Annotated in this window: 23 protein-coding genes; 20 read left to right on the top strand and 3 right to left on the bottom strand. The window is 56.4% G+C overall.

The window, feature by feature from the left end; genetic code table 11:
- The first annotated feature begins 33 nt into the window (after positions 1-33).
- From AMM33_RS17405 to minE, 8 genes are all read left to right on the top strand, one after another.
- Complete coding sequence (locus AMM33_RS17405) at positions 34-231, top strand: heavy-metal-associated domain-containing protein (RefSeq protein ID WP_090142542.1); 198 nt, start codon at positions 34-36, stop codon at positions 229-231.
- Positions 232-254: 23 nt separating this feature from the next.
- Positions 255-446: a YgaP family membrane protein gene (locus AMM33_RS17400; RefSeq protein ID WP_090142541.1), complete on the top strand. Its 192-nt coding sequence runs from the start codon at positions 255-257 to the stop codon at positions 444-446.
- Positions 447-933: 487 nt separating this feature from the next.
- The gene (locus AMM33_RS17395; RefSeq protein ID WP_194945534.1) at positions 934-1,290 is read left to right on the top strand and encodes a Spy/CpxP family protein refolding chaperone; all 357 of its coding nucleotides are present in this window, start codon (positions 934-936) and stop codon (positions 1,288-1,290) included.
- A 213-nt stretch (positions 1,291-1,503) separates the two neighbouring features.
- Complete coding sequence (locus tag AMM33_RS17390; protein WP_228768209.1) at positions 1,504-2,283, top strand: DUF2189 domain-containing protein; 780 nt, start codon at positions 1,504-1,506, stop codon at positions 2,281-2,283.
- Entirely contained in the window at positions 2,283-2,492 is a 210-nt protein-coding gene (locus AMM33_RS17385) for a DUF2788 domain-containing protein (protein WP_194945533.1), read from the top strand. Before AMM33_RS17390 ends, AMM33_RS17385 begins: the two co-directional genes overlap by 1 nt.
- 286 nt (positions 2,493-2,778) lie before the next feature.
- Positions 2,779-3,528, top strand: a complete 750-nt coding sequence (minC, locus tag AMM33_RS17380; RefSeq protein WP_090142537.1) for a septum site-determining protein MinC — start codon at positions 2,779-2,781, stop codon at positions 3,526-3,528.
- 43 nt (positions 3,529-3,571) lie between these two features.
- A complete protein-coding gene (minD, locus tag AMM33_RS17375) occupies positions 3,572-4,384 on the top strand; it encodes a septum site-determining protein MinD (protein ID WP_090142536.1) in 813 nt (270 codons plus the stop codon).
- 3 nt (positions 4,385-4,387) lie between these two features.
- Positions 4,388-4,648 carry a cell division topological specificity factor MinE gene (minE, locus tag AMM33_RS17370; protein ID WP_090142535.1) on the top strand — a complete coding sequence of 87 codons (261 nt, stop codon included), beginning with the start codon at positions 4,388-4,390 and terminating at the stop codon, positions 4,646-4,648.
- An 88-nt stretch (positions 4,649-4,736) separates the two neighbouring features.
- Here minE and AMM33_RS17365 read toward each other — a convergent pair whose 3' ends face one another.
- The gene (locus AMM33_RS17365) at positions 4,737-8,273 is read right to left on the bottom strand and encodes an indolepyruvate ferredoxin oxidoreductase family protein (protein ID WP_090142534.1); all 3,537 of its coding nucleotides are present in this window, start codon (positions 8,271-8,273) and stop codon (positions 4,737-4,739) included.
- Between the two features lie 120 nt (positions 8,274-8,393).
- On the opposite strand from AMM33_RS17365, the gene AMM33_RS17360 reads away from it, so the two are divergent.
- Complete coding sequence (locus AMM33_RS17360; protein WP_090142533.1) at positions 8,394-8,867, top strand: Lrp/AsnC family transcriptional regulator; 474 nt, start codon at positions 8,394-8,396, stop codon at positions 8,865-8,867.
- A gap of 3 nt (positions 8,868-8,870) precedes the next feature.
- Here the strand turns inward: AMM33_RS17360 and AMM33_RS17355 are convergent, their stop codons facing one another.
- On the bottom strand, positions 8,871-10,181 hold the full coding sequence (locus AMM33_RS17355; protein WP_090142532.1) for a Glu/Leu/Phe/Val family dehydrogenase: 1,311 nt from the start codon (positions 10,179-10,181) through the stop codon (positions 8,871-8,873).
- 339 nt (positions 10,182-10,520) lie between these two features.
- Between AMM33_RS17355 and mnmG the strand changes: the two genes are divergently transcribed.
- The 11 genes from mnmG to iaaH all read left to right on the top strand — a co-directional run bounded on the left by mnmG (position 10,521) and on the right by iaaH (position 23,078).
- Positions 10,521-12,491: a tRNA uridine-5-carboxymethylaminomethyl(34) synthesis enzyme MnmG gene (mnmG, locus tag AMM33_RS17350; protein WP_090142531.1), complete on the top strand. Its 1,971-nt coding sequence runs from the start codon at positions 10,521-10,523 to the stop codon at positions 12,489-12,491.
- Positions 12,488-13,126 (top strand): 16S rRNA (guanine(527)-N(7))-methyltransferase RsmG, encoded by a 639-nt coding sequence (rsmG, locus tag AMM33_RS17345; RefSeq protein ID WP_090142530.1) that lies wholly within the window; start codon positions 12,488-12,490, stop codon positions 13,124-13,126. Before mnmG ends, rsmG begins: the two co-directional genes overlap by 4 nt.
- Before the next feature lie 355 nt (positions 13,127-13,481).
- Positions 13,482-14,096, top strand: a complete 615-nt coding sequence (locus AMM33_RS17340) for a LysE family transporter (RefSeq protein WP_090142529.1) — start codon at positions 13,482-13,484, stop codon at positions 14,094-14,096.
- A 41-nt stretch (positions 14,097-14,137) separates the two neighbouring features.
- A complete protein-coding gene (locus AMM33_RS17335) occupies positions 14,138-14,755 on the top strand; it encodes a LysE family translocator (RefSeq protein ID WP_090142528.1) in 618 nt (205 codons plus the stop codon).
- A 19-nt stretch (positions 14,756-14,774) separates the two neighbouring features.
- Entirely contained in the window at positions 14,775-15,545 is a 771-nt protein-coding gene (locus AMM33_RS17330) for a ParA family protein (RefSeq protein WP_090142527.1), read from the top strand.
- A 22-nt stretch (positions 15,546-15,567) separates the two neighbouring features.
- A complete protein-coding gene (locus AMM33_RS17325; RefSeq protein WP_090142572.1) occupies positions 15,568-16,101 on the top strand; it encodes an RBBP9/YdeN family alpha/beta hydrolase in 534 nt (177 codons plus the stop codon).
- Positions 16,102-16,103: 2 nt separating this feature from the next.
- Positions 16,104-17,015 carry a ParB/RepB/Spo0J family partition protein gene (locus tag AMM33_RS17320; protein WP_090142571.1) on the top strand — a complete coding sequence of 304 codons (912 nt, stop codon included), beginning with the start codon at positions 16,104-16,106 and terminating at the stop codon, positions 17,013-17,015.
- Complete coding sequence (locus AMM33_RS17315; protein ID WP_090142526.1) at positions 17,008-18,765, top strand: ATP-binding protein; 1,758 nt, start codon at positions 17,008-17,010, stop codon at positions 18,763-18,765. Before AMM33_RS17320 ends, AMM33_RS17315 begins: the two co-directional genes overlap by 8 nt.
- A gap of 4 nt (positions 18,766-18,769) precedes the next feature.
- On the top strand, positions 18,770-20,551 hold the full coding sequence (locus tag AMM33_RS17310; RefSeq protein WP_090142525.1) for an ATP-binding protein: 1,782 nt from the start codon (positions 18,770-18,772) through the stop codon (positions 20,549-20,551).
- An 80-nt stretch (positions 20,552-20,631) separates the two neighbouring features.
- Positions 20,632-21,366: a helix-turn-helix transcriptional regulator gene (locus AMM33_RS17305; protein WP_090142570.1), complete on the top strand. Its 735-nt coding sequence runs from the start codon at positions 20,632-20,634 to the stop codon at positions 21,364-21,366.
- A 200-nt stretch (positions 21,367-21,566) separates the two neighbouring features.
- The gene (iaaH, locus tag AMM33_RS17300) at positions 21,567-23,078 is read left to right on the top strand and encodes an indoleacetamide hydrolase (protein ID WP_228768212.1); all 1,512 of its coding nucleotides are present in this window, start codon (positions 21,567-21,569) and stop codon (positions 23,076-23,078) included.
- A gap of 320 nt (positions 23,079-23,398) precedes the next feature.
- Here iaaH and AMM33_RS17295 read toward each other — a convergent pair whose 3' ends face one another.
- Complete coding sequence (locus AMM33_RS17295; RefSeq protein WP_090142524.1) at positions 23,399-24,826, bottom strand: FAD-binding oxidoreductase; 1,428 nt, start codon at positions 24,824-24,826, stop codon at positions 23,399-23,401.
- Positions 24,827-24,879 lie beyond the last annotated feature (53 nt).

Here is a 24,879-nt window from a genome sequence, read left to right as displayed (position 1 = left end):
TATACCCATAAGGGTTTATCAGAAAGCCCTATCATGAACCAGATTTTCACTGTTGAGGGCATGACGTGCGGCCATTGCGAAAAGGCCGTCACCAAAGCCTTACTGGCTATTGACGCCCAGGCCAAAGTCACGATTGATCGTCTTCACAACACGGTGCAAGTGGATTCCGAGAAGCCCCGTGAAACTTTTGCACAGGCCATTGCTGACGAAGGTTATTTTGTTGCTGCTTGATTTTTCACTTTGAAGGAGTTGTTATGACCCAAAACATTGGTGGTATTGAACGCATCGTTCGCGTGCTGGCAGGCCTGATTCTGGTGGGCTTGACCCTGTCCAGCCAAATCGGCGTCTGGGGCTGGTTGGGACTGGTACCCATTGCCACTGGCCTGATCGGCTGGTGCCCACCCTACAGCTTGCTGGGCATCAATACCTGCAAAACCAAAAAGTAATCGCCACTTTCAAAGATCCCTGTCCTCAGGGCTTTCTGAGCTGTTTTTGCCACTTCGCATGTTGTATGGCATGGCGCAGATGCACTTTCGCAATTCAGTGGTCCAGAACACCGACTTTAGAGCACACAACGATGATGCTCGTGACTCACTTTGGGGTGGGTCAAGCATCCTTGAACCCTTTTTGTGCACAACTGCACGATGGGCAAGCAAGGAAATCGTGGTTTGAGGGTTGAATTGTCATTCTTCAGCAAGTTGCTGAACTTTACAAATCACTGCATGCACTGCACATCCCATACACATGAGCGCTGCACACTGACTGCGTCTTATCACTGAAAGGATGTTTGCCATGAAATTTCTTCGCAACCCCATGATCACCGCCAGTCTGATGGTCAGCCTGTCGGGGTTTTCCTTGGCGCAAAACGCACCTGCCAATTCACCCACAGCGCCATCAGCACACCCAGATCGCGTGCAATACATGCGTCAGCACATGGAAGAGATACACAGCAAGGATTTGGCTGATCTCCATGACAAACTGAAATTGGCCCCTGGGCAATCCGCTGCCTGGCAAGCGTTTGCACAACACTTGCAATCGCCACCACCGGTTTTTCCACGGCCTGATCCTGTTGCCATGGCAAAACTCAGCACCCCTGAACGCCTTGACCAAATGCTTGCGCACAAAGCGCAACGAGACGCGGTGATGAAAAAACATGTGGACATCACCAAGAATTTCTATGCCGATCTGAATGCTGAACAAAAGAAGATTTTTGATGCTGAAACCTTCAAACATATGCACGACAGACGCGGCAACATCTATTTTGGTGGGGGCCGTTATTGGCGTTATTGAAGCGCGTGGGCCTATAAGGCCCTTGTGTTTTGCATGACTTCAAAAATACGGCTACCCATGCTGAGCGGGTCGGCTTTTCAAATTCACTTTCATGAATTGACACACATCAATACTTGAAGATCACTGCTTGTGTAGGCTCGCCCAATGACGCAACACCCGCACACAGTTCAGACACCTTCTGAACCCCATTTACCCCTCATCTTGCCCATCACCATGGACCAACCTCTGCATTGGTTGGCATTGGGTTTCAAGGACCTGGCACGCTCGCCTTTATTAAGCATGATGCATGGTCTGATTTTGGCCATTTTGGGTGGCTTGATCACCTTGTTGGCGCACGACAGATTTTGGTTGCTCGCGGGAGCCTTGTCTGGTTTTTTGGTCATCGCACCGGTATTGGCCACCAGCCTGTATGCCATGAGCCGTGCCATGGAAAAGGGGGAAAAGGTCGATTTGGGTTTATTGATCGACACCTGGACGCAATGGCAATTGAAGCTGCGCCATGAACCAGACAGCTATTGGAGCCTGATCCGCTTTGGCATTCTTTTGGGCTTGGCGGGCACCGGCTGGGTCATCACGTCTGCGGCCCTGATCACCTTGCTGGCGCCTGCCCCAATTCACACCCCTCTTGACTTCATCCGCCTGGTGGTACTGAGCCAGGACAACCCGTTGTTTGAAATATGGCTCGCACTGGGCGCAATGATGGCCGCACCCGTTTTTGCATCGAGTGTGGTGTCCATGCCTTTGCTGCTGGACCGCCGGGTAACGATATTTCAAGCGGTACTGACGAGCTGGAAAGCCTTGCTAACACACCCTGTTCCCATGGCGCTGTGGGCTTTTTTGCTCTTGGGTTTTTGTCTACTTGGTATTTTTTCGATGTTTCTGGGTTTGATTTTCATCGTGCCCATGCTCGGACACGGCAGCTGGCACGCCTACCGTGCGCTGGTGGATGTCAGTGAACTCCAGGAGCGCTTGAATGCGCAAGGTCAACAGTGATGTTCGGGTTGACAGAAGAAGAATTTGCCTTGTTTGGCCTCACGGTGGGTGTAGGCGCTTTCATGCTTTACATGCTGTTCATCATTGGCCAATTGGCATGGGAATCGAAAGCTGGAAAATTTGGAACCTTTGTCATTTTTCTGGGTCTGGCCTTCGGCATGCTCGGCTTTGTGGCCAAAGGCCTCATTCAATGGCTGATGACCAGCTGATCGGCGCCTTCTAACAAAGCTGTGGATAAAACTGGCGCAAGTGTGCACTTATCCACAGGCCAAACACTTTTGCCCAAGTTGTTCATATTTCGAAGACAGTTCAAACGCAATGGCGCCCACATGATGGCGGATGCCTTAAGTGTCTGTCAGAACACATGAAAACAGATTTATCCACACTGACATGCGCCCCTTATCTACTACTGCTATTTAGATATTTAAAAATATAGAGAAAGAACAAAAAACAAGTGCGCTGTAAAATTTGCCCCTTTCTACCGCACACGCCACCATGGCCATCGTTTCAGAAACTTCACTTTCCCACTGTTACGAGATCAAAAGCGCTGACTTGCCCGCAGTCGTTTTGATGCTCAAAACAAACGATGTTCCAAGCGTTGCGATCGCTTTGGCTCAGCAATTGGCTGACAGTCCTGGTTTTTTCGATCAAGAACCCGTCATCATTGATGTCAGCGCTCTGTCATACGAAGACGTTTCCTTGGACTTGCCTGGTCTGCTTGATGTCTTACGTCAGCATGCAATGGTGCCATTGGCCGTCAAAGGGGCTCAGGAGGCCTTGTTGGCCACAGCCCTAGCCCTTGGGTTGGTCAATGCTTCAGATGCCCGTATAAGACGTCCTGTGCTTGCTGCTGAAGCAGTTGATGTTGTGGCCCCACCCCCACCGCCTACTGCGCCTTTGGGAGCCATGGTGATTGACAAGCCTTTGCGTTCAGGCCAGCAGGTTTACGCCAAAGGTCGCGATTTGGTGGTGATGGCCGTTGTTAATCCGGGTGCAGAAGTGATTGCCGATGGAAGTATTCATATTTATGGTGCATTGCGCGGAAAAGCCATTGCAGGTGCGCGCGGCAATGTGAATGCAAGAATTTTTGCGCAATCCATGGAGCCTGAACTGGTCTCGATTGCCGGTGTGTATCGCACCAGCGAAAATGCACTGTCAAAAAATGTGTTGGGCATGCCTGCACAGGTATGCCTGCAATCAGGCGCCGAGGGTGACAAGTTGTTGATCACCCCCTTGCAAACCTGAAAATCTTTTTCTTCTTTTTCCTTTTGTCCAAGAAAGATTCCCCATGGCAAAAATCGTCGTTGTGACTTCCGGCAAAGGTGGTGTGGGCAAAACCACAACCAGTGCCAGTTTCGCTACAGGCCTGGCCCTCAAAGGCTTCAAAACAGCGGTCATCGACTTTGATGTGGGCTTGCGTAATCTGGACCTCATCATGGGCTGTGAGCGCCGCGTGGTCTATGACTTCATCAACGTGATTCAAGGTGAAGCCAACTTGAACCAGGCCTTGATCAAGGACAAGCAGTGCGAAAACCTGTATGTGCTGGCGGCTTCTCAAACCCGTGACAAGGATGCTTTAACCCTGGAAGGCGTCGAAAAGGTTTTCAAGGATCTGAGCACCATGGGCTTTGAATACATCGTTTGCGACTCGCCAGCGGGAATTGAAACCGGTGCCTTGATGGCCATGCATTTTGCCGATGAGGCGCTGGTTGTGACCAACCCGGAAGTCTCATCCGTGCGTGATTCTGATCGCATTTTGGGCATGCTGGGCAGCAAGACCAAACGGGCCATTGAAGGTCTGGAGCCGATCAAGGAGCACCTCTTGATCACACGCTACAACCCGCATCGTGTGGAAGATGGCCAGATGTTGTCTTTGCAAGATATTCAGGACATTTTGCGCATCAAACTGCTGGGAGTCATTCCGGAGAGTGACAAGGTCTTGCAAGCTTCCAACCAGGGCACGCCTGCGATCCACATGGCCAACACGGATGTGTCTGAAGCCTATAAAGACGTGATTGATCGTTTCCTGGGTGAAGACAAACCCATGCGTTTCATTGACGCTGAGAAGGCAGGTTTTTTCAAGCGTCTTTTCGGAGGCTAAGTCATGTCCCTCCTTTCATTTCTTGCAGGCGAAAAAAAACAAACGGCCAGTGTGGCCAAAGAACGCCTGCAGATCATCCTGGCCCACGAACGCAGCGGCCGCAATGCCGCTGAGCCTGACTACTTACCTGATTTGCAGCGTGAGTTGGTGGCCGTTATCAGCAAGTACATCAAGATCAATTTGGACGATATCAAAGTCAATCTGGAACGTCAGGACAATCTTGAGGTGCTAGAAGTCAAGATTGAGTTGCCTGACTCTCGCTGAAAGCGATCGTCAAGTGCTACAAAAAAAGCCATGCTCTCGCATGGCTTTTTTGTTGGACATTTGCTTAAGTGTCGGCCACCCACCACCTTCAAATGGCTGACAGAGAAGCCCACAGCGCCCGTGCAGCTTTGAGGTTGCGTTCCTTGACGTGGCCGAAACCTTTGATGTTTTCGGGCACTTGCGCCACGGCCAGGGCGTGAGCATGGTTGTCGTGGCTCAGGTTCGACATCACTTTTTCGATGTGCTGCATGTATTCCCCGATCAAGGCGCGTTCTGTGCGGCGTTCTTCGGTGTAACCGAACACATCGAAAGCGCCGCCGCGCAAAACTTTGAGAGGCGCCAGCCCTTTGAATGCGGTTTGCATGAAGGGGCCGAATTTTTGTTTGACCAATTCGCCTTTGTCATTGCGCTTGGCCAGCAGGGGTGGCGCCAGGTGGTAATGCACCTTGAAGTCGCCTTCAAAGCTTTGCGCAATGCGGTCCAGAAAAGCCGTTTGCGTGTGCAGGCGGGCGACTTCGTATTCGTCCTTGTAGGTCATCAGTTTGTACAAATGACGCGCCACGGTTTCACTCAGCGTTGTTTTGCCCAAAGGGGTTTCGGCCATTTTGACGCGTTCCACGAACACGCGGTAGCGTTCGGCATAGGCTGCATTTTGGTATTCGGTCAAACGTGCAATGCGCTGGGTCAAGATGATTTCAAGGTTTTCACGTTTTTTGAAGGTGATGGCCTGTGCGGGCTGCACTTGCTGCATGAGCTTGTCCAGATGGTGCGCCGCGTGGCGTCCCCATTCGAAGGCGGTCAGGTTGTTTTGAACTGCAACTTCATTGAGTTCGATGGCACGCACCAGGGATTCATGGTGCAGGGGAATCCAGCCTTTTTGCCAGGCATAGCCCAGGATCATGGGGTTGACGTAGATGGTGTCACCCATGAGTTGTTTGGCCAGCAAGTCGGCATTGAAGGTGCCGACGCCTTGCTCACCCACTTGTTGGCTGATTTCAACCAGGCATTGCTCTGCCGGGTTTTCCCAGTTGCCGTTTTTCACGAACGCTGCTGTGGGCGTGCTGCTGCTGTTGAGGGCTACATGGGTTCGGCCTGGGCGCATGCGCAACAGCGTTTCTTTGGACGCGGTGACGATCGGGTCGCATCCCAAAATGAGATCGGCTGCAGCCATACCCACCCGGGTGGTGCGGATGTCGCTTTGTCTGTTGGCGACCAGCACATGGCTCCAGGTGGCGCCGCCTTTTTGGGCCAGGCCTGCCGCATCTTGCGTGACGATGCCTTTGCCTTCCATGTGCGCCGCCATGCCCAGCAGTTGGCCTATGGTGATGACCCCTGTGCCCCCAACGCCCGCCACCACCATGCCCCAGGGGTGTGAGTTGTCTGGCAGTGTGGGTTCAGGCAAGGCGCCCAATGCAGCGGGTGTGAGCGTGTGTGTGACGAGGGTCGATTTCTTTTTGAACTGACCGCCTTCCAAGGTGACAAAACTGGGACAAAAGCCTTTGAGGCAACTCATGTCCTTGTTGCAGGTGCTTTGGTTGATGGTGCGTTTGCGACCCAACTCGGTGTCCAGGGGTTCCACCGACAGACAATTGGATTGCACGCTGCAGTCGCCACAGCCTTCGCAGACTTCTTCGTTGATCATGACCCGAACAGCGGGGTCGACCAGTGTGCCGCGCTTGCGGCGGCGACGCTTTTCTGTGGCGCAGGTCTGGTCGTAAATGATGACGGTGGTGCCTTGGATTTCGCGCATCTCACGCTGGATGCGGTCGAGTTCATCGCGGTGAAATACCTGCACGCCTTCAGCCAAGGTCACGCCTTGGTATTTTTCCGGTTCGTCGGTCACGACCACGGTGCGCTGGGTGCCCTCTGCTTTCATGCTTTGTGCAATCTGCAGCACGCTGTGGCCTTCGGGGCGCTCACCAATTTGCTGGCCACCGGTCATGGCCACGGCGTCGTTGTAGAGGATTTTGTAGGTGATGTTCACACCCGACGCCACGCTTTGGCGAATGGCCAGCAAGCCGCTGTGAAAGTAGGTGCCGTCGCCCAGGTTGGCGAACATGTGTTGTTCGTGGCTGAACGGTTGTTGTCCGGTCCACGGCACACCTTCGCCACCCATCTGGGTAAAGCCCACGGTGCTGCGGTCCATCCAGATGCTCATGAAGTGGCAGCCAATGCCGGCCATGGCGCGCGAGCCTTCAGGCACTTTGGTGGAGGTGTTGTGCGGGCAGCCTGAGCAAAACCAGGGCTGACGTTCGGCTGCAGCGCCCAAGGTGAGCGTTTGCATGGCTTGTTCTTTCTTGTCCAGTACCGTCAGGTGGTCGCGGATGCGTGCTGTGGTGTCGCTGTCCACACCCATTTTCTGCAGTCGCTTGGCAATCGCCCGGGCAATGATGGCGGGCGTCAAGTCGGCATTGGCACGCAGCAAAGTGCGTTCTGTCGGGTTGGGGATGGACCATTCACCGCCTGACACATCGCCTTCACCTTCATCAAACTTGCCCAGGATGTTGGGGCGCACATCGTCGCGCCAGTTGTAGAGTTCTTCCTTGAGCTGGTATTCGATGATTTGGCGTTTTTCTTCGACCACCAGGATTTCGCGCAGCCCGGTGGCAAATTCCCGTGTGGTTTGGGCTTCGAGCGGCCACACCACATTCACCTTGTGCAGGCGTATGCCCAATTGGCGGCAACGCTCGTCATCCAGCCCCAGGTCGAGCAGGGCTTGCCGTGTGTCGTTGTAGGCCTTGCCGCTGGCGATCAGGCCAAAGCGGTCATGGGGTCCTTCAATCACGTTGTGGTTGAGCTTGTTGGCTCGGATGTAGGCCAGCGCTGCATACCATTTGTAGTCGAACAGACGCGCTTCCTGTTCCAGCGCGGTGTCGGGCCAGCGGATGTGCACGCCACCCGGTGGCATGGAAAATTCGGGCAGCATGATCTGCACGCGTTCAGGGTCGATGTGTGCGGTGGCACTTGATTCGACGATTTCCTGAATGGTCTTCATGCCCGCCCAGACGCCTGCATAGCGGCTCATGGCAATGGCATGCAAGCCCTGGTCGAGGATGTCTTGCACGCTGGCCGGGAAAAAGACGGGCAGGCCACAGGCCTTGAAGATGTGGTCGCTCTGGTGCGCTGCTGTCGAGCTTTTGGCCACATGGTCATCGCCAGTGACGGCCAGCACGCCACCCCAGGGTGTGGTGCCTGCCATGTTCGCGTGTTTGAACACATCGGAGCAGCGGTCCACACCCGGGCCTTTGCCGTACCAAATGCCGAACACGCCATCGAAGCGGTTAGAGCCTGCGGGTGCAAAGCCCAGTTGCTGCGTGCCCCACAGTGCGGTGGCGGCCAGTTCTTCGTTCACTCCGGGCTGGAAGACGATGTTTTGCGCTTTCAGGTGTTCTTTGGCTTTCCACAGTGACTGGTCATAGCTGCCCAGTGGCGAGCCCCGATAGCCGCTGATGAAGCCTGCGGTGTTTTTGCCTTGCAAAGCGTCGCGCTGTCGTTGCAGCATGGGCAGTTTGACCAGGGCCTGCACGCCGCTCATGAAGGCACGGCCCACGTCGAGGCTGTATTTGTCGTCCAGCGTCACGGTTTCTAAAGCCTGGCGGATCGAATCGGGCAATGGGGCGTTCATGGGAATGTCCTGCAGTTGAAACTTGTGGAACAGTGTAGGCCGATGCCCTAGACATAGGCTTGCTTTATGTGACAGGATTTGCCCTATGATTTGAAAGAATCTTGCTTTAAAAGTTGAATTATGGAAACATTGGATAAATTTGACTGGGCCATCTTGAATGAACTGCAAAAAGATGGCCGATTGACGAATGCTGAATTGGCGCAGCGTGTGGGCTTGTCGGCAGCGCCTTGCTGGAGGCGTGTGCGAGCCCTTGAAGAGGCCGGAGTGATCAAGGGCTATCGCGCTGAGATTGACCGGCACAAAGTGGGCTTGGACGTGTTCGCCTTTGTGCGTCTGGATGCCGAGCGCAACCGGGGTGATGTGACGCGTCAACTTGAAGAAGCCATCCTCAAAATACCGGAAGTGATTTCCTGTCACTACATCAGCGGCACAGGCACTTTTGAGCTGCAAGTGGTGTGCCGTGATTTGAATGCATTCAGCGTGTTCGCCCGTGACGTGTTGTTGAACTTGCCCAATGTGAAAGACCTGCACACCAGCTTTTCGCTGGGGGAGGTCAAGGCCGCAGGGGCCTTGCCTTTGCATTCACACAAATGAAGATCAAGGGTACAAGCCCCGCAGCTCTCGTGCTTGCAAAATGCGTGAGCACGCCACGATGAAGGTGGCGGTGCGCAGGCTGACCTGGTGTTCATCGGCGACGTGCCAGATGGCGGCAAAGGCTTCGCGCAAGATGCGCACCAGTCGGCCGTTGATGTCGTCTTCGCTCCAGAAGAAGCTCGAAAAATCCTGCACCCATTCAAAATAACTGACCGTGACGCCCCCTGCGTTGGCAATCACGTCGGGCACTACCAGGACGCCGCGATCATGCAGGATGTCGTCAGCTTCTGGCGTTGTGGGTCCGTTGGCCCCTTCAATCACCATGCGTGCCTGGATTTGATAGGCGTTGGCGGTTGTGATTTGTTCCTCCAAGGCGGCCGGAATCAGGATGTCGCAGCGCACGCTCCAGAACTGTTCATCAGGGATCACTTCGGCATGTTCAAACCCTTTGACACTGCCCGAATGGGCCACATGCGCCAGCAGGGCAGGTACGTCCAGACCCGCTTCCCTATAAATCGTGCCGCCATGGTCTTGCACAGCCACCACCAGGGCGCCTGTTTGGGCAAACAGTTTGGCGGCGATGCCCCCGACATTGCCAAAACCTTGCACGGCCACACGGGCGGTCTGGATGTCCATGCCGATGTGCCGCGCTGCTTCTTGCGCCACGGTGAACACACCCCGGCCGGTGGCTTCACGCCTGCCCAGTGAGCCGCCCAAGGCAATGGGTTTTCCTGTGACGACGCCTGTGGCCGTGGAGCCTTCATTCATCGAGTAGGTGTCCATCATCCAGGCCATGGTCTGTTCGTTCGTGTTCACGTCAGGCGCAGGAATGTCTTTGGTGGGCCCGATGATGATGCCAATCTCGCTGGTGTAGCGGCGTGTCAGGCGTTCGAGTTCGCCGCGTGAAAGCGTTTTGGGGTCGACGCGGATGCCGCCTTTGGCGCCCCCAAAAGGCAGGTTGACCGCAGCGTTTTTCACCGACATCCATGCTGAGAGGGCCATGACTTCGGACAAGGTCACATCCTGGTGAAAGCGCACGCCCCCTTTGCCGGGGCCTCTGCTGGTGTTGTGCTGCACACGGTAACCCTCAAAGTGGGCCATGGTGCCGTTGTCCAGTTCAATGGGCACGTCCACGATCAATGCACGTTTAGGACGTTTGAGGGTTTCGACCCAACGTGAAAGCTTGCCCAAATAGGGCGTGACGCGGTCAACTTGTTGAAGGTAAATGCCCCAGGGACCGAGATGTTCGGCATTGAGGTAAGAGGGCAGGGCGTGTTGGCTTTTGGCGGTGTGACCTGCGACTGGGTTGGACATGGTTTGTCTTTCGTGAATCTGACCGATCGTCAGTGATGCGAGATGTTACGGATGCCATGTTGCCCTGTCCAAGGCTTCTTGGCTGTTAGATCATGCGCTTTGTGCATAAACCGATGGACTCGGCCTTGTGAAGTTTTCAATGCTCATCAAGTTGTAGGTCGGCGGTCGATGACCCCGACATCGACTTGTGCAGAAACCCAAAATGTTGGACTCTGCGAGTACCGACCTCCGACAAAGTGCCTGCCTGTAAAATAAGCAGATCAGCCCGGCCCGTGGCAGGCCGGCCCCCATGGCGCAGGCGGCGCCTCTTTTTTGGCCTTTCAACGAGGCAGACTTTTCATGCTTTACCCTCAAGAATTCGACGTGATCGTGGTCGGTGGCGGCCATGCCGGCACCGAAGCGGCATTGGCCGCAGCGCGCATGGGCAGCAAGACGCTTTTGCTGAGCCACAACATCGAGACGCTGGGGCAGATGAGCTGCAACCCGTCCATTGGTGGCATTGGCAAGGGCCACCTGGTCAAAGAGGTGGACGCTTTGGGCGGTGCCATGGCGCTGGCCACGGATGAGGGCGGCATCCAGTTCCGCATCCTCAACAGCTCCAAAGGCCCGGCTGTGCGTGCCACCCGAGCCCAAGCTGACCGCATCCTCTACAAAGCAGCCATCCGCCGCATGCTGGAAAACCAGCCCAACCTGTGGTTGTTCCAGCAGGCCGTGGATGATTTGATGGTCGAAGGTGACCGCGTGGTTGGCGCCGTGACGCAGGTGGGCATCCGTTTCCGTTCGCGCACGGTGGTGCTGACGGCGGGCACCTTTTTGGACGGCAAGATCCATGTGGGTCTGCAGAACTATTCGGCGGGCCGCGCAGGCGATCCGCCCGCCGTGAGCCTGTCAGCACGCCTGAAGGAACTCAAGTTACCGCAAGGGCGCCTGAAGACCGGCACACCACCGCGTCTTGATGGCCGCACCATCGACTTCAGCCAATGCACCGAGCAGCCTGGCGACGGCATGCCCGGCGGCATGAACCCGGAAGGTGGCGTGCCGGTGTTCAGCTTTATGGGCAACGCGGTCATGCACCCGCAGCAAGTGCCGTGCTGGATCACCCACACCAACGAGCGCACACACGAGATCATCCGCTCCGGCTTTGACCGAAGCCCCATGTTCACCGGCAAGATCGAGGGCGTGGGCCCGCGTTACTGCCCGAGTGTGGAAGACAAGATCAACCGCTTTGCCGACAAGGACAGCCACCAGATTTTTCTGGAGCCTGAAGGCCTGACGACGAACGAGTACTACCCCAACGGCATCTCGACCAGCTTGCCGTTTGACATCCAGTACGACCTGGTGCGCTCCATGAAGGGCCTCGAAAACTGCCACATCCTGCGTCCCGGCTACGCCATCGAATACGACTACTTTGACCCCCGCGCCCTGAAGAACAGCTTTGAGACGCGCCAGATCAACGGCCTGTTCTTTGCGGGACAGATCAACGGCACAACCGGTTACGAAGAGGCCGCTGCCCAAGGCTTGTTTGCGGGCATCAATGCCGCGCTGCAATGTCGGGGTGAATCGGCCTGGACGCCCGCACGCGATCAGGCATATCTGGGTGTGTTGGTGGATGATCTGGTCACGCAAGGTGTCACTGAGCCCTACCGCATGTTCACCAGCCGTGCCGAGTTCAGATTGCAATTGCGTGAGGACAACGCCGACGCTCGCCTGACAGAAGTGGGCCGTCAGATGGGCTTGGTCGATGATGCCCGCTGGGACGCTTTCAGCCGCAAACGCGATGCTGTTTCACGTGAAACAGAACGCCTCAAGTCCACGTGGGTGAACCCTCGCAACCTGCCCGCCGAAGAATCAGCCCGGGTGTTGGGCAAGTCGATTGACCACGAATACAACCTGTTCGATCTGCTGCGCCGACCAGGCGTGAGCTATGGCGAACTGACTGGCATGAACGAGGGCCACTACATCAGCACCGATGTTTCACGTGAAACGCTGGGTGATTTGTCCGACGCTGTCATCGAACAAGTCGAGATTGCTGCCAAGTATTCCGGCTACATTGACCGCCAGAAGGACGAGGTCGAGCGGTCTGCTCATTACGAAAACCTCAAACTTCCGGCCGATCTGGATTATTTGCAGGTCACCGCCTTGTCGATAGAAGCCCGTCAGAAGCTGGCCAAATACCGACCCGAAACCTTGGGGCAGGCTTCGCGTATTTCGGGCATCACCCCTGCCTCGGTTTCGCTGCTTCTGATCCACCTGAAAAAAGGTGGCTTCAAAGGCTTCCGCAGCACGGCTCACGAGGTCCAACCCACATGAGCGATGCGCTCGCAACCCTGAAGGCGGGTGTGTCCGATCTGGGTCTGGATCTGTCGCCTGCCCAGTTGGACCAGCTCATGGCCTACCTTGGCCTGATCCAGAAATGGAACAAGGTCTACAACCTCACGGCCGTGCGTGACCCGCATGAAATGCTGACCTACCACCTCCTCGACAGCCTCACGGCCATCGCGCCATTGGTGCGCCACACCCAAGGCCAGGCAGCCAAGGTGTTGGACGTGGGCTCTGGCGGCGGTTTGCCTGGCATTGTGTTAGCGATCTGCCAGCCTGAACTTGATGTGAGCTGTGTCGACACCGTGGGCAAAAAAGCCGCTTTCATCCAGCAGGTGGCAGCTACCCTCAAGCTGCCCAATTTGCGTGGCATCCATGCCCGTGTCGAAACGCTGACAGGCCCGTTCGATGTGATCTGCTGCCGAGCCTTCGCCTCGTTGCCGGACTTTGTGAGCTGGTCGCGCAGCGCGCTGGCCGGGCAGGGGGTTTGGATGGCCATGAAAGGCAAACATCCGCAGGCAGAGATCGACGGGCTGCCCACCAATGTGAAAGTGTTTCACGTGGAACCACTCTCGGTGCCTGGGCTCGATGTCGAACGTTGCATGATCTGGATGAAGCCTGTTTGATGCTTATTGATCCGTCACGCTGAGGTTTGAAATGTGTGAGACATGTCATCTCGCAGGTCGGTACTCGCAGAGTACGACATGCTGGGTTTCGGCAGAGGCTCTCGTCGGGGTCTTCGTCCAACGACCTGCAACATCTTTGAGCATTGAAAACTTCACAGGGCCGGATAAACAGTTGGTTGTATCCGCGAATTGTCAATAAACCTTGCAGCCCAAAGGCAGTAGACAAGCCCATAACAGCAAGAATTGGGTGATCGTTAAGGGGGCTGGCAGCAGAGTTTCACGTGAAACACTTGGTTCAGGGGTTTTCAAAACGGTCCATCACTTACACTTGTGAAATTCTCCAGAAAAAATTCACATGTTTGGCATCTCGGACTACGGCGCATTTGCAGCTGCTTTTGTACTTTTGCTCATATTGCCTGGGCCAGGGAATCTTGCGCTGATCACCTCCACCAGCAAAGGGGGGATATCCGGGGGCATTGCATCCGTGCTCGGCTTGTTGCTGGGTGATCAAATTTTGCTGTGGCTCACTGTGGCGGGTGTGGCGGCTTTGCTCAAAACACTGCCAAACATGTTCATGCTTTTGCAGTGGCTTGGGGCTGCTTATTTGGGCTGGTTGGGTTTCAAGATGATCACGGCCAAGCCAGGCGAAGGCCCTGCCTTGGACATACGGTCTGGGCGCTATTTCAGTGAAACCATGCTGATCACCTTGCTGAACCCCAAAGCGATCATGTTTTATTTCGCGTTTTTCCCACAGTTCATCGATCCCGTTCATCACCAAGGCTGGATCACTTTTGCAGTGATGGCGGCAACCATCGCGGTATTGGGGGGCGTGTACTGTTTGGGGGTCGTGCTTGTCACACATCACATGGCTCAGCGTTTGCGTGCCAATCTCAAGATCACCGGTTTTCTGCAGAAGCTGGCAGGCTTGTGTTTGATTGGATTTGGTTTCAAGTTGCTTGTGACGAAATGAGTTTTAAACGCCAGACCATCTCACTTTTCTGAAAGGATCACATGTTCTTTGGGATATCAGACTACGGTGCATTTGTTGCTGCAATTGTTCTGTTTTTGGCCATACCCGGCCCGGGCAATTTGGCGCTCATCACATCGACCAGCAAGGGCGGCATCGCCGGTGGCTTGGGCGCCACCATGGGCGTCATCGCCGGGGATCAGGTGCTCATGTGGCTGGCAGTGGCCGGTGTGGCCACAGTGTTGGCCACCTACCCCACAGCTTTTACCGCCGTGCAGTGGGCGGGTGCACTGTATTTGGCCTGGCTGGGCTGGAAGATGTGGACGTCCAAACCGGGTGATGCGCCGGTTTTGAACATCCGGCCCCGGCATTATTTTCAGCAAGCCGTGGCCATCACCTTGCTCAACCCCAAGGCCATCGTGTTCTACATGGCATTTTTCCCTTTATTTGTGGACCCCAAAACGCATGGGGGCCTGATCAGCTTTGGTGTCATGGCGGGCACCATCGCTGCTTTGACTTTTTTATATGGATTGGCCATGACCATGTTGACCCACTATCTGGCTGCCAAAATGCGGGCGAATCCCATGATCGGCCGTTGGCTCGAAAAGCTGGCGGGCTTGTTTCTCATCGGCTTTGGCATCAAGCTGGCCATTTCCAAATAACTGAACCGGACGCGACAACATGGCCAAAATTTTTTGTATCGCCAACCAAAAGGGTGGCGTCGGTAAAACAACCACCTCTGTCAATTTGGCCGCAGGCCTGGCCAAGGTCGGGCAGCGCGTCTTGCTGGTGGATCTGGACCCCCAGGGCAACGCCACCATGGGTTCGGGCATCGACAAGCGTCAACAAAGCATGAGTGTGTATGACGTGTTGTTGGAATCGGCATCGGTGCGCGAAGCGGTCGTGCTGGCCGAAAAATGCGGCTACCACGTCTTGTGTGCCAACCGTGAATTGGCCGGTGCTGAGGTGGAGTTGGTTCAACTCGATCGTCGCGACCAACGCTTGAAAACCGCTTTGGCAGCCGTGGATGCCCAATACGACTTCATCCTCATAGACTGCCCGCCATCCTTGTCCATGCTGACCTTGAACGGCTTGTGTGCAGCCCATGGCGTGATCGTGCCCATGCAGTGCGAGTATTTTGCGCTGGAAGGCCTGACCGATCTGGTCAACACCATCAAGCAAGTGCATGCCAACATGAACCGGGACCTGAAAATCATCGGCTTGCTGCGCGTGATGTTCGACCCGCGCATCACCTTGCAAATGCAGGTGAGCGACCAGCTCAAGGCACATTTTGGCGACAAGGTGTTTGACTCCGTCATCCCGCGCAATGTGCGATTGGCCGAAGCGCCCAGCTATGGCTTGCCGGGTGTGGTGTTCGATGCTGCTGCACGGGGCAGCCAGGCCTATGTTGAATTTGCACAAGAGTTGGTCAGACGTGCTCCCACACTCTGACAGCACGCTGGACACCCAAGCCATGACAAGCGTTTTGATTTTGCCCGGCTGGCAAGGCAGTGGTCCTGATCACTGGCAAATGCATTGGGTGCGCGAACATGGCTACACCGAAGTGGTGCAAAACGATTGGCTGCGCCCAAAGCGAGGCGATTGGTTGGCACGTCTTGATGAAGTGGTCATTGATGCGCCCGGCCAAGTGGTGTTCGTGGCCCACAGCCTGGGCTGCATCTTGGTGGCGGCTTGGGCCGCATTGTCCGCGCACAGCCAGCGTGTCCAGGGCGCTTTGCTTGTGGCACCCGGAGATACAGAGGCGCCCGAACTCAAAGAGCGATTGCCCGGCTGGTCACCCATCGTGCGCCAGCGGCTGCCATTTGCCAGTATCTTGGTGGGCAGTCAAAACGATCCCTTTTGCCGCTCAGATCGCGCCCAAGCACTGGCCCATGACTGGGGTGCCCAGTGGGTCGATGCCGGGCAGACTGGACACATCAACGCAGACACCTCGTTGGGCCATTGGCCACAAGGCCATGCGCTTTTGCAAAAACTCATGAAGGAATGACCATGGTCACCAAAAAACCCAAAGGCCTTGGCCGAGGACTCGAAGCCCTGCTGGGCCCCACTGTGGAAGACCCGCCCCTGGGCAGCGCCGAAAGCGGCGTGCCCAGTCAGCTCAAGCTCGACCAGATGGTGCCCGGCATGTACCAGCCGCGCACCCGCATGGACGAGGGCGCCTTGTACGAGTTGGCCGAATCCATCAAGGCCCAAGGCATCATGCAGCCGATTTTGGTGCGTCAACTCAGTGACGGCCTCAATGCAGGCAAGTACGAAATCATCGCGGGCGAGCGGCGCTTTCGCGCCTCCAAGCTGGCCGGTCTGGACAGTGTGCCGGTGCTGGTGCGCGACGTGCCCAATGAGGCCGCAGCGGCTATGGCGCTGATTGAAAACATTCAACGTGAAGACCTCAACCCGCTGGAAGAAGCGCAAGGCCTGCACCGCCTGATCAAGGAGTTTGGCCTGACGCACGAGTCTGCTGCGCAAGCTGTGGGCCGTTCTCGCAGCGCTGCCAGCAACTTGTTGCGTTTGCTGAACCTGGCCGAGCCCGTGCAAACCATGCTCATGGCCGGGGACCTGGACATGGGCCATGCGCGTGCATTGCTTTCTTTGGACAAGGCGGCTCAGATCACGGCGGCCAATCAGATATCGGCCAAAAAACTGTCGGTGCGTGAAGCGGAAAGCCTGTCCAAAAAACTGGGCGCCGAGTTCAATCTGGTTCCCCAGAAACCCAAGAAAGAAAAATCCCGCGACACGCGCCGCGTGGAAGAAGAACTGTCTGACCTGTTGATGGCGCAAGTGGAGGTGCGGGTTAAAAAACGCGTCAAGCGATTGGGCAAGATTGAAGAAATGGGCGAGCTGTCGATACAGTTTGGTTCGCTCGATGAACTCAATGGATTGATTGAAAAGCTGCGTGGATAACATCATCAAACGGGTGTTCAACGGGGCTTTTTTCATGCGTATAGGCGGCTCAAGCCTGGTCGCAAACGCACAGTTATCCAAGAGAAAGCTCTTGGCCATTTACTTGTTGGCCGTGGGTTTGACTTCGCTTTTGTTTTATTTGATTCCCCCGGGCTACTACGACCGTAACGCCAATTTGGTCGTCAGCATCATCATGGTTGTTTTGATGCTGTTCGCAAGTCAACGCAAGTTTTACACCGTCTTGGTGCACCTCGTCACCTTGTTCAGCTTGCTCCTGATTACCTACATCGCCAGCCAATCGGGTGGGGTGAACTCCACATCCATTGTCTGGCTCAATGTTCTGGCTGTCCCTGTTTTATTGCTTCTGGGCCCCGCAGTCACGGTGGTCTGGATTGCGATCATCCTGTTGACCATCTTCGCTTTGTTTTTGGCCACACTGAACGGTTGGGTAGGCAGTCAAGCCCACATCACCCAACAAGCGGTGCCATGGGCGGTGATGAACAACATGCTGGCCATTGCCAATTTGATGCTGGGTGTACGTTTGTATGAGCACTTGCATGAAGAACAACTGAAACAACTTCACCAGCGCAACGAGGAGCTCAAGGCAACTCATGAGGCATTGCTGCAAGCACAGGCGCACAAAGACGAGTTTGTGGCGGCTGTTGGCCATGAATTGCGTACCCCGATGAACGCCATTTTGGGCTTCAATGGCGTGCTGCGCCAAGAGTTGGCCGAGCAACCCGATCAAGTGGAGGTGGTGGACCATATCCGCCGCTCCACCATGCATTTGCTCCAGGTTGTCAACGACATCCTGGACTTTTCTCAATTGCAAGCCGGAAAGTTCTTGTTGCACGAGGTCGATTTTGAATTGTCTGCACTGCTGCAAGAAGCGCTGCAAACACACCAACAACAAGCACTGGAAAAAGGCATTGGCTGGAGTGGTCACCTGGACCCCCAACTGCCTCAATACATCCATGCCGACCGACAACGTCTTTTGCAAATACTGCGCAACTTGCTCGGCAACGCCCTGAAGTTCACAGCCAAAGGCACGGTGCAGCTGCGCATGATCGCCCATCAAGATCAATTGCGCTGCGAAGTCATGGACACGGGGCGCGGCATTGCACCATCCCAACAAACGCACATTTTCAGCCGTTTTGGACAAGCCGATGTGCAAACCATCCGAACCTATGGCGGCACAGGTTTGGGCTTGTCGATCAGTGAAAAACTGGTCACCCTACAAGGCGGGCAGATTGGGGTGACCAGCCAGCCCGGGCAGGGCGCCACGTTTTGGTTTGAAGTGCCCCTGAATTCGGCGAAGGCCATGCCAGTGCCAACGGCTGACAGCTTGCCACCCCCAGAAGAAGCGCTGCGCATTTTGGTGGTGGACGACAACAGCATGAACCTGATGGTGGCACGCTTGCAATTGCAAAAATGCTGGCCCAAAGCCCACATCGTGACCGCCGAGAGTGCGGCGCAAGCCCTGCAATTGCTCGATGAACAAGGTTTTGATGTGGCCCTGATCGACATGATCATGCCCGATATGGATGGCATGGCCTTGACCCATCAGATACGCCATCAGTTTCCGGCCATGACGGCACACATGCCCATCATTGCCTTGACGGCCAACACCAACCCGGTGGACAGGCAGCGCTGCCTGGATGCCGGCATGGACGATGTGCTGGCCAAACCCATGGACTTGTCCACCTTGATGGACAGCGTGAGCCGCCACATCGCAAGGGCCAGAGGCTGAAGGCATGAGCATTCGAAACATGGCACTCAGCATCCTGGACAAGGTCATGACCAAGTTGCCCATGACTTATCGGCAGGGCAAGATGCCCTACGTGTTTTCGTTCGTGGTCCTGGTGGTCACCGTGCTCTTGCTGTACGTGGGCATCAGTCCCTATCAGAACGCGTCGCCGATTTTCTTGTCGATGGCGGTTTTCTTGCTGCTGCTGCTGATCCTCTTGAACTATGGCTTACCGATGAAATGGGCGGTACATATCGGTACAAGTGTCGGAGCAATGGTGTTGTTCTACGGTGCCTGGAGTGCGGGTGGCGTCTTCTCACCACGGTTGGCATGGTTGATGATTTTGCCTTTAACCCCGTTCTACGTGATGGGTCGAAAAGCGGGCACCTTTTGGCTGGTCATGGTTTGGCTCATGCATTTGATCATGGCTGTGTGCAACCACTATGGCCTGTTGCCCGATTTTGAACAAGGCCTGCGGCATGCGCCCTCATCGTGGGTGACCTACACACTGGTCACAGGCGTGTTGATCATCGTGCCCCTGATCTACGACAAGATGCACCTGAAGGCCTTGGAAAAAAGTTTGCTTTATCAGCGCGAACTGGTGGCCAAACGCCAGGAGTTGGAACAGACCTTGCAAATGCGTGAGCATTTCATCGCCACCGTCAGCCATGAACTTCGCACGCCAATGAACGCCATTTTGGGCTTCAACAGCTTGCTGCTCACACGCGTCAAGGACAAGCCCAAAGCCCTCAAGGTGCTCAACCACACACGTCAGTCGGCCGATCACCTGATGACCGTGATCAATGACATCCTGGATTACTCGCAACTGCAGGCTGGTCACCTGATCATCCAACCCGAAACCTTTGAGTTGCGCCATGTGGCCGAGCATGCATTTGAATTGTTCTGGCCGCGCGTCAAAAGCATGAAACTCGACTACCGCATCGAGATGGACGCGGCGCTACCCCAGTGGGTGCACACAGACCGGCACCGCCTGATGCAAGTGCTGGTCAATTTGCTGGGTAACGCGCTCAAATTCACCCACCAAGGCTCGGTGGTCTTGAAACTCCAATGGCAAAACCCCGGTGTGGTGTTTGCGGTCGAGGACACAGGCATTGGCATTGCCAAAGAACGGCAGGCCCAAATTTTCAAACGCTTCAGCCAGGCTGAGGGTGATATTCAATCGCGCTACGGTGGCAACGGACTGGGCCTGGCCATCTCGCAAAAGCTGGCGCACTTGCTGGGTGGCGAGATCGGTTTTGAAAGCGAGCCTGGACAGGGATCACGATTTTGGCTGCGGCTGCCCCTGGAAGCTGCAAAGCCCCCTGAGCAGAAACCCAACCTGGTCAAAGCCGCTGTCCAGACCCGTCACAAACCTTGGTCATTCTTGATTGTGGATGACCACCCTCTGAACCGTTTGCTGGTCAAACAGGTGCTGCAAAACGCCTGGCCGCACAGCACCATTTTGGAGGCGGTGGACGGTCAAAAAGCTCTGGATACGCTGCGCGAACAGACCGTAGACCTGATTTTGATGGACATGGTCATGCCGCAGATGGACGGCATTGTGGCCACAAGCGCTTTGCGCCAGACCTTTGCCGCACCACAAAACGCATTGCCCGTGCTGGGCATGACCGCCAACGTCAATCCGCTGGATCTGGAACGCTTCAAGGCGGCGGGCTTGAGTGACGTCATGCTCAAACCATTTGAGCCTGAGGTTTTGTGCGGCAAGATCGACCAATTGCTGAGCAGGGCCAGTATTTCAGTATTTCAGCCGCCGACTCCTGACAATTGAGGATGGGGCAAACCCGCTTGGGGTCGGTGGCGTATCGGGATTTAATCGACCGGCAGCGGGCAAGCAAAAGGCATAAAAGCATGTACTTGACAGGAAAACAAACCACACTGCTCGGCCAGATCATGCAGACCCTGGCCGAGCCCCATGAAGAGACCGAAATCCGCGAGATCATGGGTGATTTGGTCATGCAGCTGCTCGGGGCGCAGTATTACGCCAGCTTTGTCTGGCAGCCCGGCAGTCAGAGTTTTGCCCAACCCATTCAGATCAACATGGACCCCCTGAATCTGCGGGCCTATGAGAGTTATTACCAGTTCCATGACCCGATCACACCGCTCATGCAGCGTTACCAGGTGGCGGTGCGCGCCACCGATGTGCTGGCGATTGACGAGCTGAAGAAAACCGAATTCTTCAACGACTTCCTGAACAAGGACGGCCTGTACTGGGGCGTGAACCTATATGCCTGGCACCAGGGGCAAAACCTGGGTGACATGCGCATCTGGCGCGACAAGCGCAGGGACAACTTCACCCCCGACGAGATGCGTTTGCTCGACATGCTGCAACCGGCTTTTGTCACGGCACTGGCCCGGGCGCAAAGAGCGCATCAGCCCGAGTCCTTGACGCTGAACACCTTGTCGCAACGCTTGACCACCCGCGAACAAGACACAGCACGTTTGGTCATGATCGGCATGACCGACAAGGAAATTGCCCGGTCACTGGCCATTTCCACCACCACGGTGCGCACCCACCTGGAAAACGCCTTTCGCAAAGTCGGCGTGAGCAACCGGGCAGCGCTGGTGCACAAACTCAGGCCCTGACGGCATCCTGAGAATCAAGGATGGTGGCTCATCACTGGTTTTCTTAGCATGGTGTGAACGCCCATTTCGGCGTTGACAACACCTCACAGGAGACCCACATGAGCATGGACACATCACGACGCCAATTTTTCAAAAACACCACAGCCGTCTCTGCAGCTGCCGTCATGGGCGACTTGGCTCTCACGGCCGCCGGTGGCCACATGGCACAGGCCAAAACGAAAGATGCGCTGTCCGAATTGACCGCGACGCAAGTGGTTCGCGACATCAGCAACGGCAAGCTCAAGGCCGAAACCTATATGGCCGCCATGATTGCACGTGCCAAGGCCGTCAGCAGCCTCAATGCCATGATTTACCTGAATGAAGACAAAGCCATGGCGGCGGCCCGTCAGGTCGATGCGGACCGTGCCGCCGGCAAAAAACTCGGTGCCTTGGCCGGTTTGCCGATTGTGGTCAAGGACAACATCAACACCAAAGATATGAAGACCACGGGGGGCACACCCTCGTTGCGCAATTTCCAGCCCAGCAAAAATGCGCCCTCCGTTCAAAAGTTGATCGATGCAGGCGCCATTGTCCTGGGCAAGTCCAATCTGCACGAATGGGCTTTTGGCATCACCAGCACCAACTTCACGCTGGGCACAGACCAATCTGGCGGGGCTGCACGCCCTTGCAAAAACCCCTATGACAGCACCCGTATTCCTGGCGGCTCATCGGGCGGAACGGCTGCAGCCATTGCCGCAAGATTTGCACCGGCCGGTCTGGGCACAGACACGGGGGGATCGACGCGCGTGCCAGCCTCCTTCTGTGGCGTGGCCGGTTTCCGTCCCTCGGTGGGCGATGGCGAAGGCAAAGGCCGCCGCTACCCCGACACCGTCAACGATGCCCTGCCCATCAGCACCACCCGCGACACGGTAGGCCCCATCGCCCGCACAGTGGCCGACCTGGCCTTGCTGGATGCCGTGATTGCAGGCGGCGATGTGCCTGTGGCTAAATCACTCAAAGGCCTCAAAATCGGCATTCCAGCCACGTTTTGGGCCGGCTTGGATGACAGTGTGAAGACCGTGGCCGATGCTGCCAAGAAAAAGCTGGCGGCTGCCGGTGTGGTGTTTGTGGATGCCGATCTGGCGGGCATCATGGCGCTCAATGGGGAGATGTCGTTTCCGATTGCCCTGCATGAACCCGTGCGTGCCATTCCGGCCTATCTGGCGGCCAATAATGCGCCTGTCAAAACCGTCAAGGAAGTGGCGGATCAACTCGCCAGCCCGGATGTGGCAGGAGCCTTTGGTGCCATTCAAGGCCCTTTCAGTGAAGCCGCTTTCCGTGATGCCTATCTGGGCATCATGGCCACCAAGCGCCCAGCCTTGCAAAAACTCTACAAAGACTATTTTGCAGCGCAAGGTGTGGAGTGCGTGTTGTTCCCAACAACCCTCTTGGCCGCGCCCAAGATCGACGCGGCCAATGGCTCCAAAAACCTCAGCTACACGGTCGGCGGTGTGGTGCAAAAAGACAAAGACACCTTTGGCACTTGCATCCGCAACACCGACCCCTGCACCAATGCTGGCATTCCCAGCGTGTCGATCCCTGCAGGTTTGACGGCAGGCGGTTTGCCTGTAGGCATGCAAATCGACGGCCCCTTGGGCTCAGACAGCAATCTGCTGGCCATCGGCATGGGCATCGAGGTGGTTTGGGGCTCGCTGAAAGCACCTGCGGTCTGACGGATGGTTTGTCTTGTAGGAGCTTGCCCCGCAAGCGATGCCTCGCAGACCACAAGCGCTGTCATCGCCAGCAGGCCCAGCTCCCACAGAGACATGGCGACAGTAGGTCGGCACTCGAAGAGTCCGACATTTGCCCGCTCCGGCACAGGCCCCATGTCGGCTCTGTTGCCATCGTCCTACAAATACCGCAACGTAGGTCGGTACCTTCAGGTTCGACGATTGCCCGCTTCGTCACAGGCCTCATGTTGGGCTGGAGCTACTGACCTACATCGGAAGGCTGCTTTGAACAGTTCGGAGCAACAAGCACCGCTGTCGCCAAGTCACATCGAAAAAATCTTCCCCGGATTCATGATGTTGTGCGGGTCCAGCGCCCGCTTGATGGTGCGCATCATGTCGACGGCGCCTTCGCCGGTTTCGGTGCGCAAAAAGTCCATCTTGTGCAGGCCAATGCCGTGCTCGCCCGTGCAGGTGCCGCCCAGGCGCAGCGCGCGGTTGACCAGTTGCTGGTTCAGCGCTTCGGCGGTTTCGCATTCCTGCGGGTTGTTGGGGTCGATCAAATAGCCAAAGTGGAAATTGCCGTCGCCCACATGGCCGACCAAAAAGTAGGGAATGCCGCTGGCGTCGGTCTCTGTCACCGAGTCCAGCAGGCAATCGGCCAGGCGGCTGATGGGCACGCAGGTGTCGGTGCTGATGGCGCGGCAGCCTGGGCGGCTTTGCACGGCGGCAAAGTAGGCGTTGTGCCGAGCTGTCCACAAGCGGGTGCGCTCTTCGGGTGTGGTAGCCCATTCAAAGGCGTTGCCACCGAATTCGTTGGCGATTTCCTGCACCGTCTCGGCTTGCTCTTTGACGCCTGCAGGCGAGCCGTGGAACTCCATCAGCAGCAGCGCTTCTTCGCGCAGGCCCAGCTTGGCGTAGGCGTTCACCATGCGCACGGTGTTGTGGTCGATCAGCTCCACGCGGGCAATCGGCACGCCCAGCTGGATGGTCTGGATTACGGTGCGCACAGCGGCCTCGATGTTCGGGAACGAGCAGATCGCGGCAGAGATGGCTTCGGGCAGCGGGTACAGGCGCACGGTGATTTCGGTCATCACGCCCAGCGTGCCTTCGCTGCCCACCATCAGGCGCGTCAGGTCGTAACCGGCGCTGGACTTCTTGGCGCGGGTGCCAGTGCGGATCACTTCGCCCGTCGAGGTCACCACTTCGAGTGCCAGCACGTTCTCGCGCATGGTGCCGTAACGCACGGCGTTGGTGCCGCTGGCACGGGTGGCGCACATGCCGCCAATGGTGGCGTCCGCGCCCGGGTCGATCGGGAAGAACAGTCCGGTGGACTTGATTTCTTCGTTGAGCTGCTTGCGCGTGACGCCCGGCTGCACCGTCACTGTCAGGTCTTCGGCATTGATGGCCAGCACCTTGTTCATGCGCGTGAGGTCAATGCTGATGCCGCCTTGCACCGCCAGCAAATGGCCTTCGAGCGAAGAGCCCACGCCAAAGGGAATGACCGGCACCTGGTACTGCGCGCACAGTTTCACGGCATCGGCCACGTCTTGGGTGCACTCGGCAAACACCACCGCAGCCGGTGGCGGCACATGGGTGAAGGCCGACTCGTCGCGGCCATGCTGCTCGCGGATCACCAGCGCGGTGGAGCAGTTGCCTTCAAAGCGGGCCTTCAGGGCCGCTAAAAAGGCTTCGGGCACGGCGCGCTGCGCGACTTCGGGGGCCAGGTGGGCGGTGGGGGTCGGGGCGTTCATGGGGTGTCTCCTCGTGCTACTGCCGCTGTTCGTGAGTTCACAGAACAGTTTAC

The organism is Limnohabitans sp. DM1 (assembly GCF_001269385.1).
Lineage (GTDB): Bacteria > Pseudomonadota > Gammaproteobacteria > Burkholderiales > Burkholderiaceae_C > Limnohabitans_A.
Note: the sequence above shows the minus strand (reverse complement) of the source record. Positions and strands in the feature narration are given on the sequence as shown.

Coding starts and splice junctions, on each gene's coding strand:
- AMM33_RS17385 (WP_194945533.1), top strand. CDS start 2,283: ATGTTCGGGTTGACAGAAGAAGAATTTGCCTTGTTTGGCCTCACGGTG.
- AMM33_RS17360 (WP_090142533.1), top strand. CDS start 8,394: ATGGAAACATTGGATAAATTTGACTGGGCCATCTTGAATGAACTGCAA.
- AMM33_RS17395 (WP_194945534.1), top strand. CDS start 934: ATGGAAGAGATACACAGCAAGGATTTGGCTGATCTCCATGACAAACTG.
- AMM33_RS17325 (WP_090142572.1), top strand. CDS start 15,568: ATGACAAGCGTTTTGATTTTGCCCGGCTGGCAAGGCAGTGGTCCTGAT.
- AMM33_RS17305 (WP_090142570.1), top strand. CDS start 20,632: ATGTACTTGACAGGAAAACAAACCACACTGCTCGGCCAGATCATGCAG.
- AMM33_RS17390 (WP_228768209.1), top strand. CDS start 1,504: ATGGACCAACCTCTGCATTGGTTGGCATTGGGTTTCAAGGACCTGGCA.
- AMM33_RS17320 (WP_090142571.1), top strand. CDS start 16,104: ATGGTCACCAAAAAACCCAAAGGCCTTGGCCGAGGACTCGAAGCCCTG.
- minC (WP_090142537.1), top strand. CDS start 2,779: ATGGCCATCGTTTCAGAAACTTCACTTTCCCACTGTTACGAGATCAAA.
- AMM33_RS17340 (WP_090142529.1), top strand. CDS start 13,482: ATGTTTGGCATCTCGGACTACGGCGCATTTGCAGCTGCTTTTGTACTT.
- AMM33_RS17400 (WP_090142541.1), top strand. CDS start 255: ATGACCCAAAACATTGGTGGTATTGAACGCATCGTTCGCGTGCTGGCA.
- AMM33_RS17295 (WP_090142524.1), bottom strand. CDS start 24,826: ATGAACGCCCCGACCCCCACCGCCCACCTGGCCCCCGAAGTCGCGCAG.
- AMM33_RS17335 (WP_090142528.1), top strand. CDS start 14,138: ATGTTCTTTGGGATATCAGACTACGGTGCATTTGTTGCTGCAATTGTT.
- iaaH (WP_228768212.1), top strand. CDS start 21,567: ATGGCACAGGCCAAAACGAAAGATGCGCTGTCCGAATTGACCGCGACG.
- AMM33_RS17355 (WP_090142532.1), bottom strand. CDS start 10,181: ATGTCCAACCCAGTCGCAGGTCACACCGCCAAAAGCCAACACGCCCTG.
- rsmG (WP_090142530.1), top strand. CDS start 12,488: ATGAGCGATGCGCTCGCAACCCTGAAGGCGGGTGTGTCCGATCTGGGT.
- AMM33_RS17310 (WP_090142525.1), top strand. CDS start 18,770: ATGAGCATTCGAAACATGGCACTCAGCATCCTGGACAAGGTCATGACC.
- AMM33_RS17330 (WP_090142527.1), top strand. CDS start 14,775: ATGGCCAAAATTTTTTGTATCGCCAACCAAAAGGGTGGCGTCGGTAAA.
- minD (WP_090142536.1), top strand. CDS start 3,572: ATGGCAAAAATCGTCGTTGTGACTTCCGGCAAAGGTGGTGTGGGCAAA.
- mnmG (WP_090142531.1), top strand. CDS start 10,521: ATGCTTTACCCTCAAGAATTCGACGTGATCGTGGTCGGTGGCGGCCAT.
- minE (WP_090142535.1), top strand. CDS start 4,388: ATGTCCCTCCTTTCATTTCTTGCAGGCGAAAAAAAACAAACGGCCAGT.
- AMM33_RS17405 (WP_090142542.1), top strand. CDS start 34: ATGAACCAGATTTTCACTGTTGAGGGCATGACGTGCGGCCATTGCGAA.
- AMM33_RS17365 (WP_090142534.1), bottom strand. CDS start 8,273: ATGAACGCCCCATTGCCCGATTCGATCCGCCAGGCTTTAGAAACCGTG.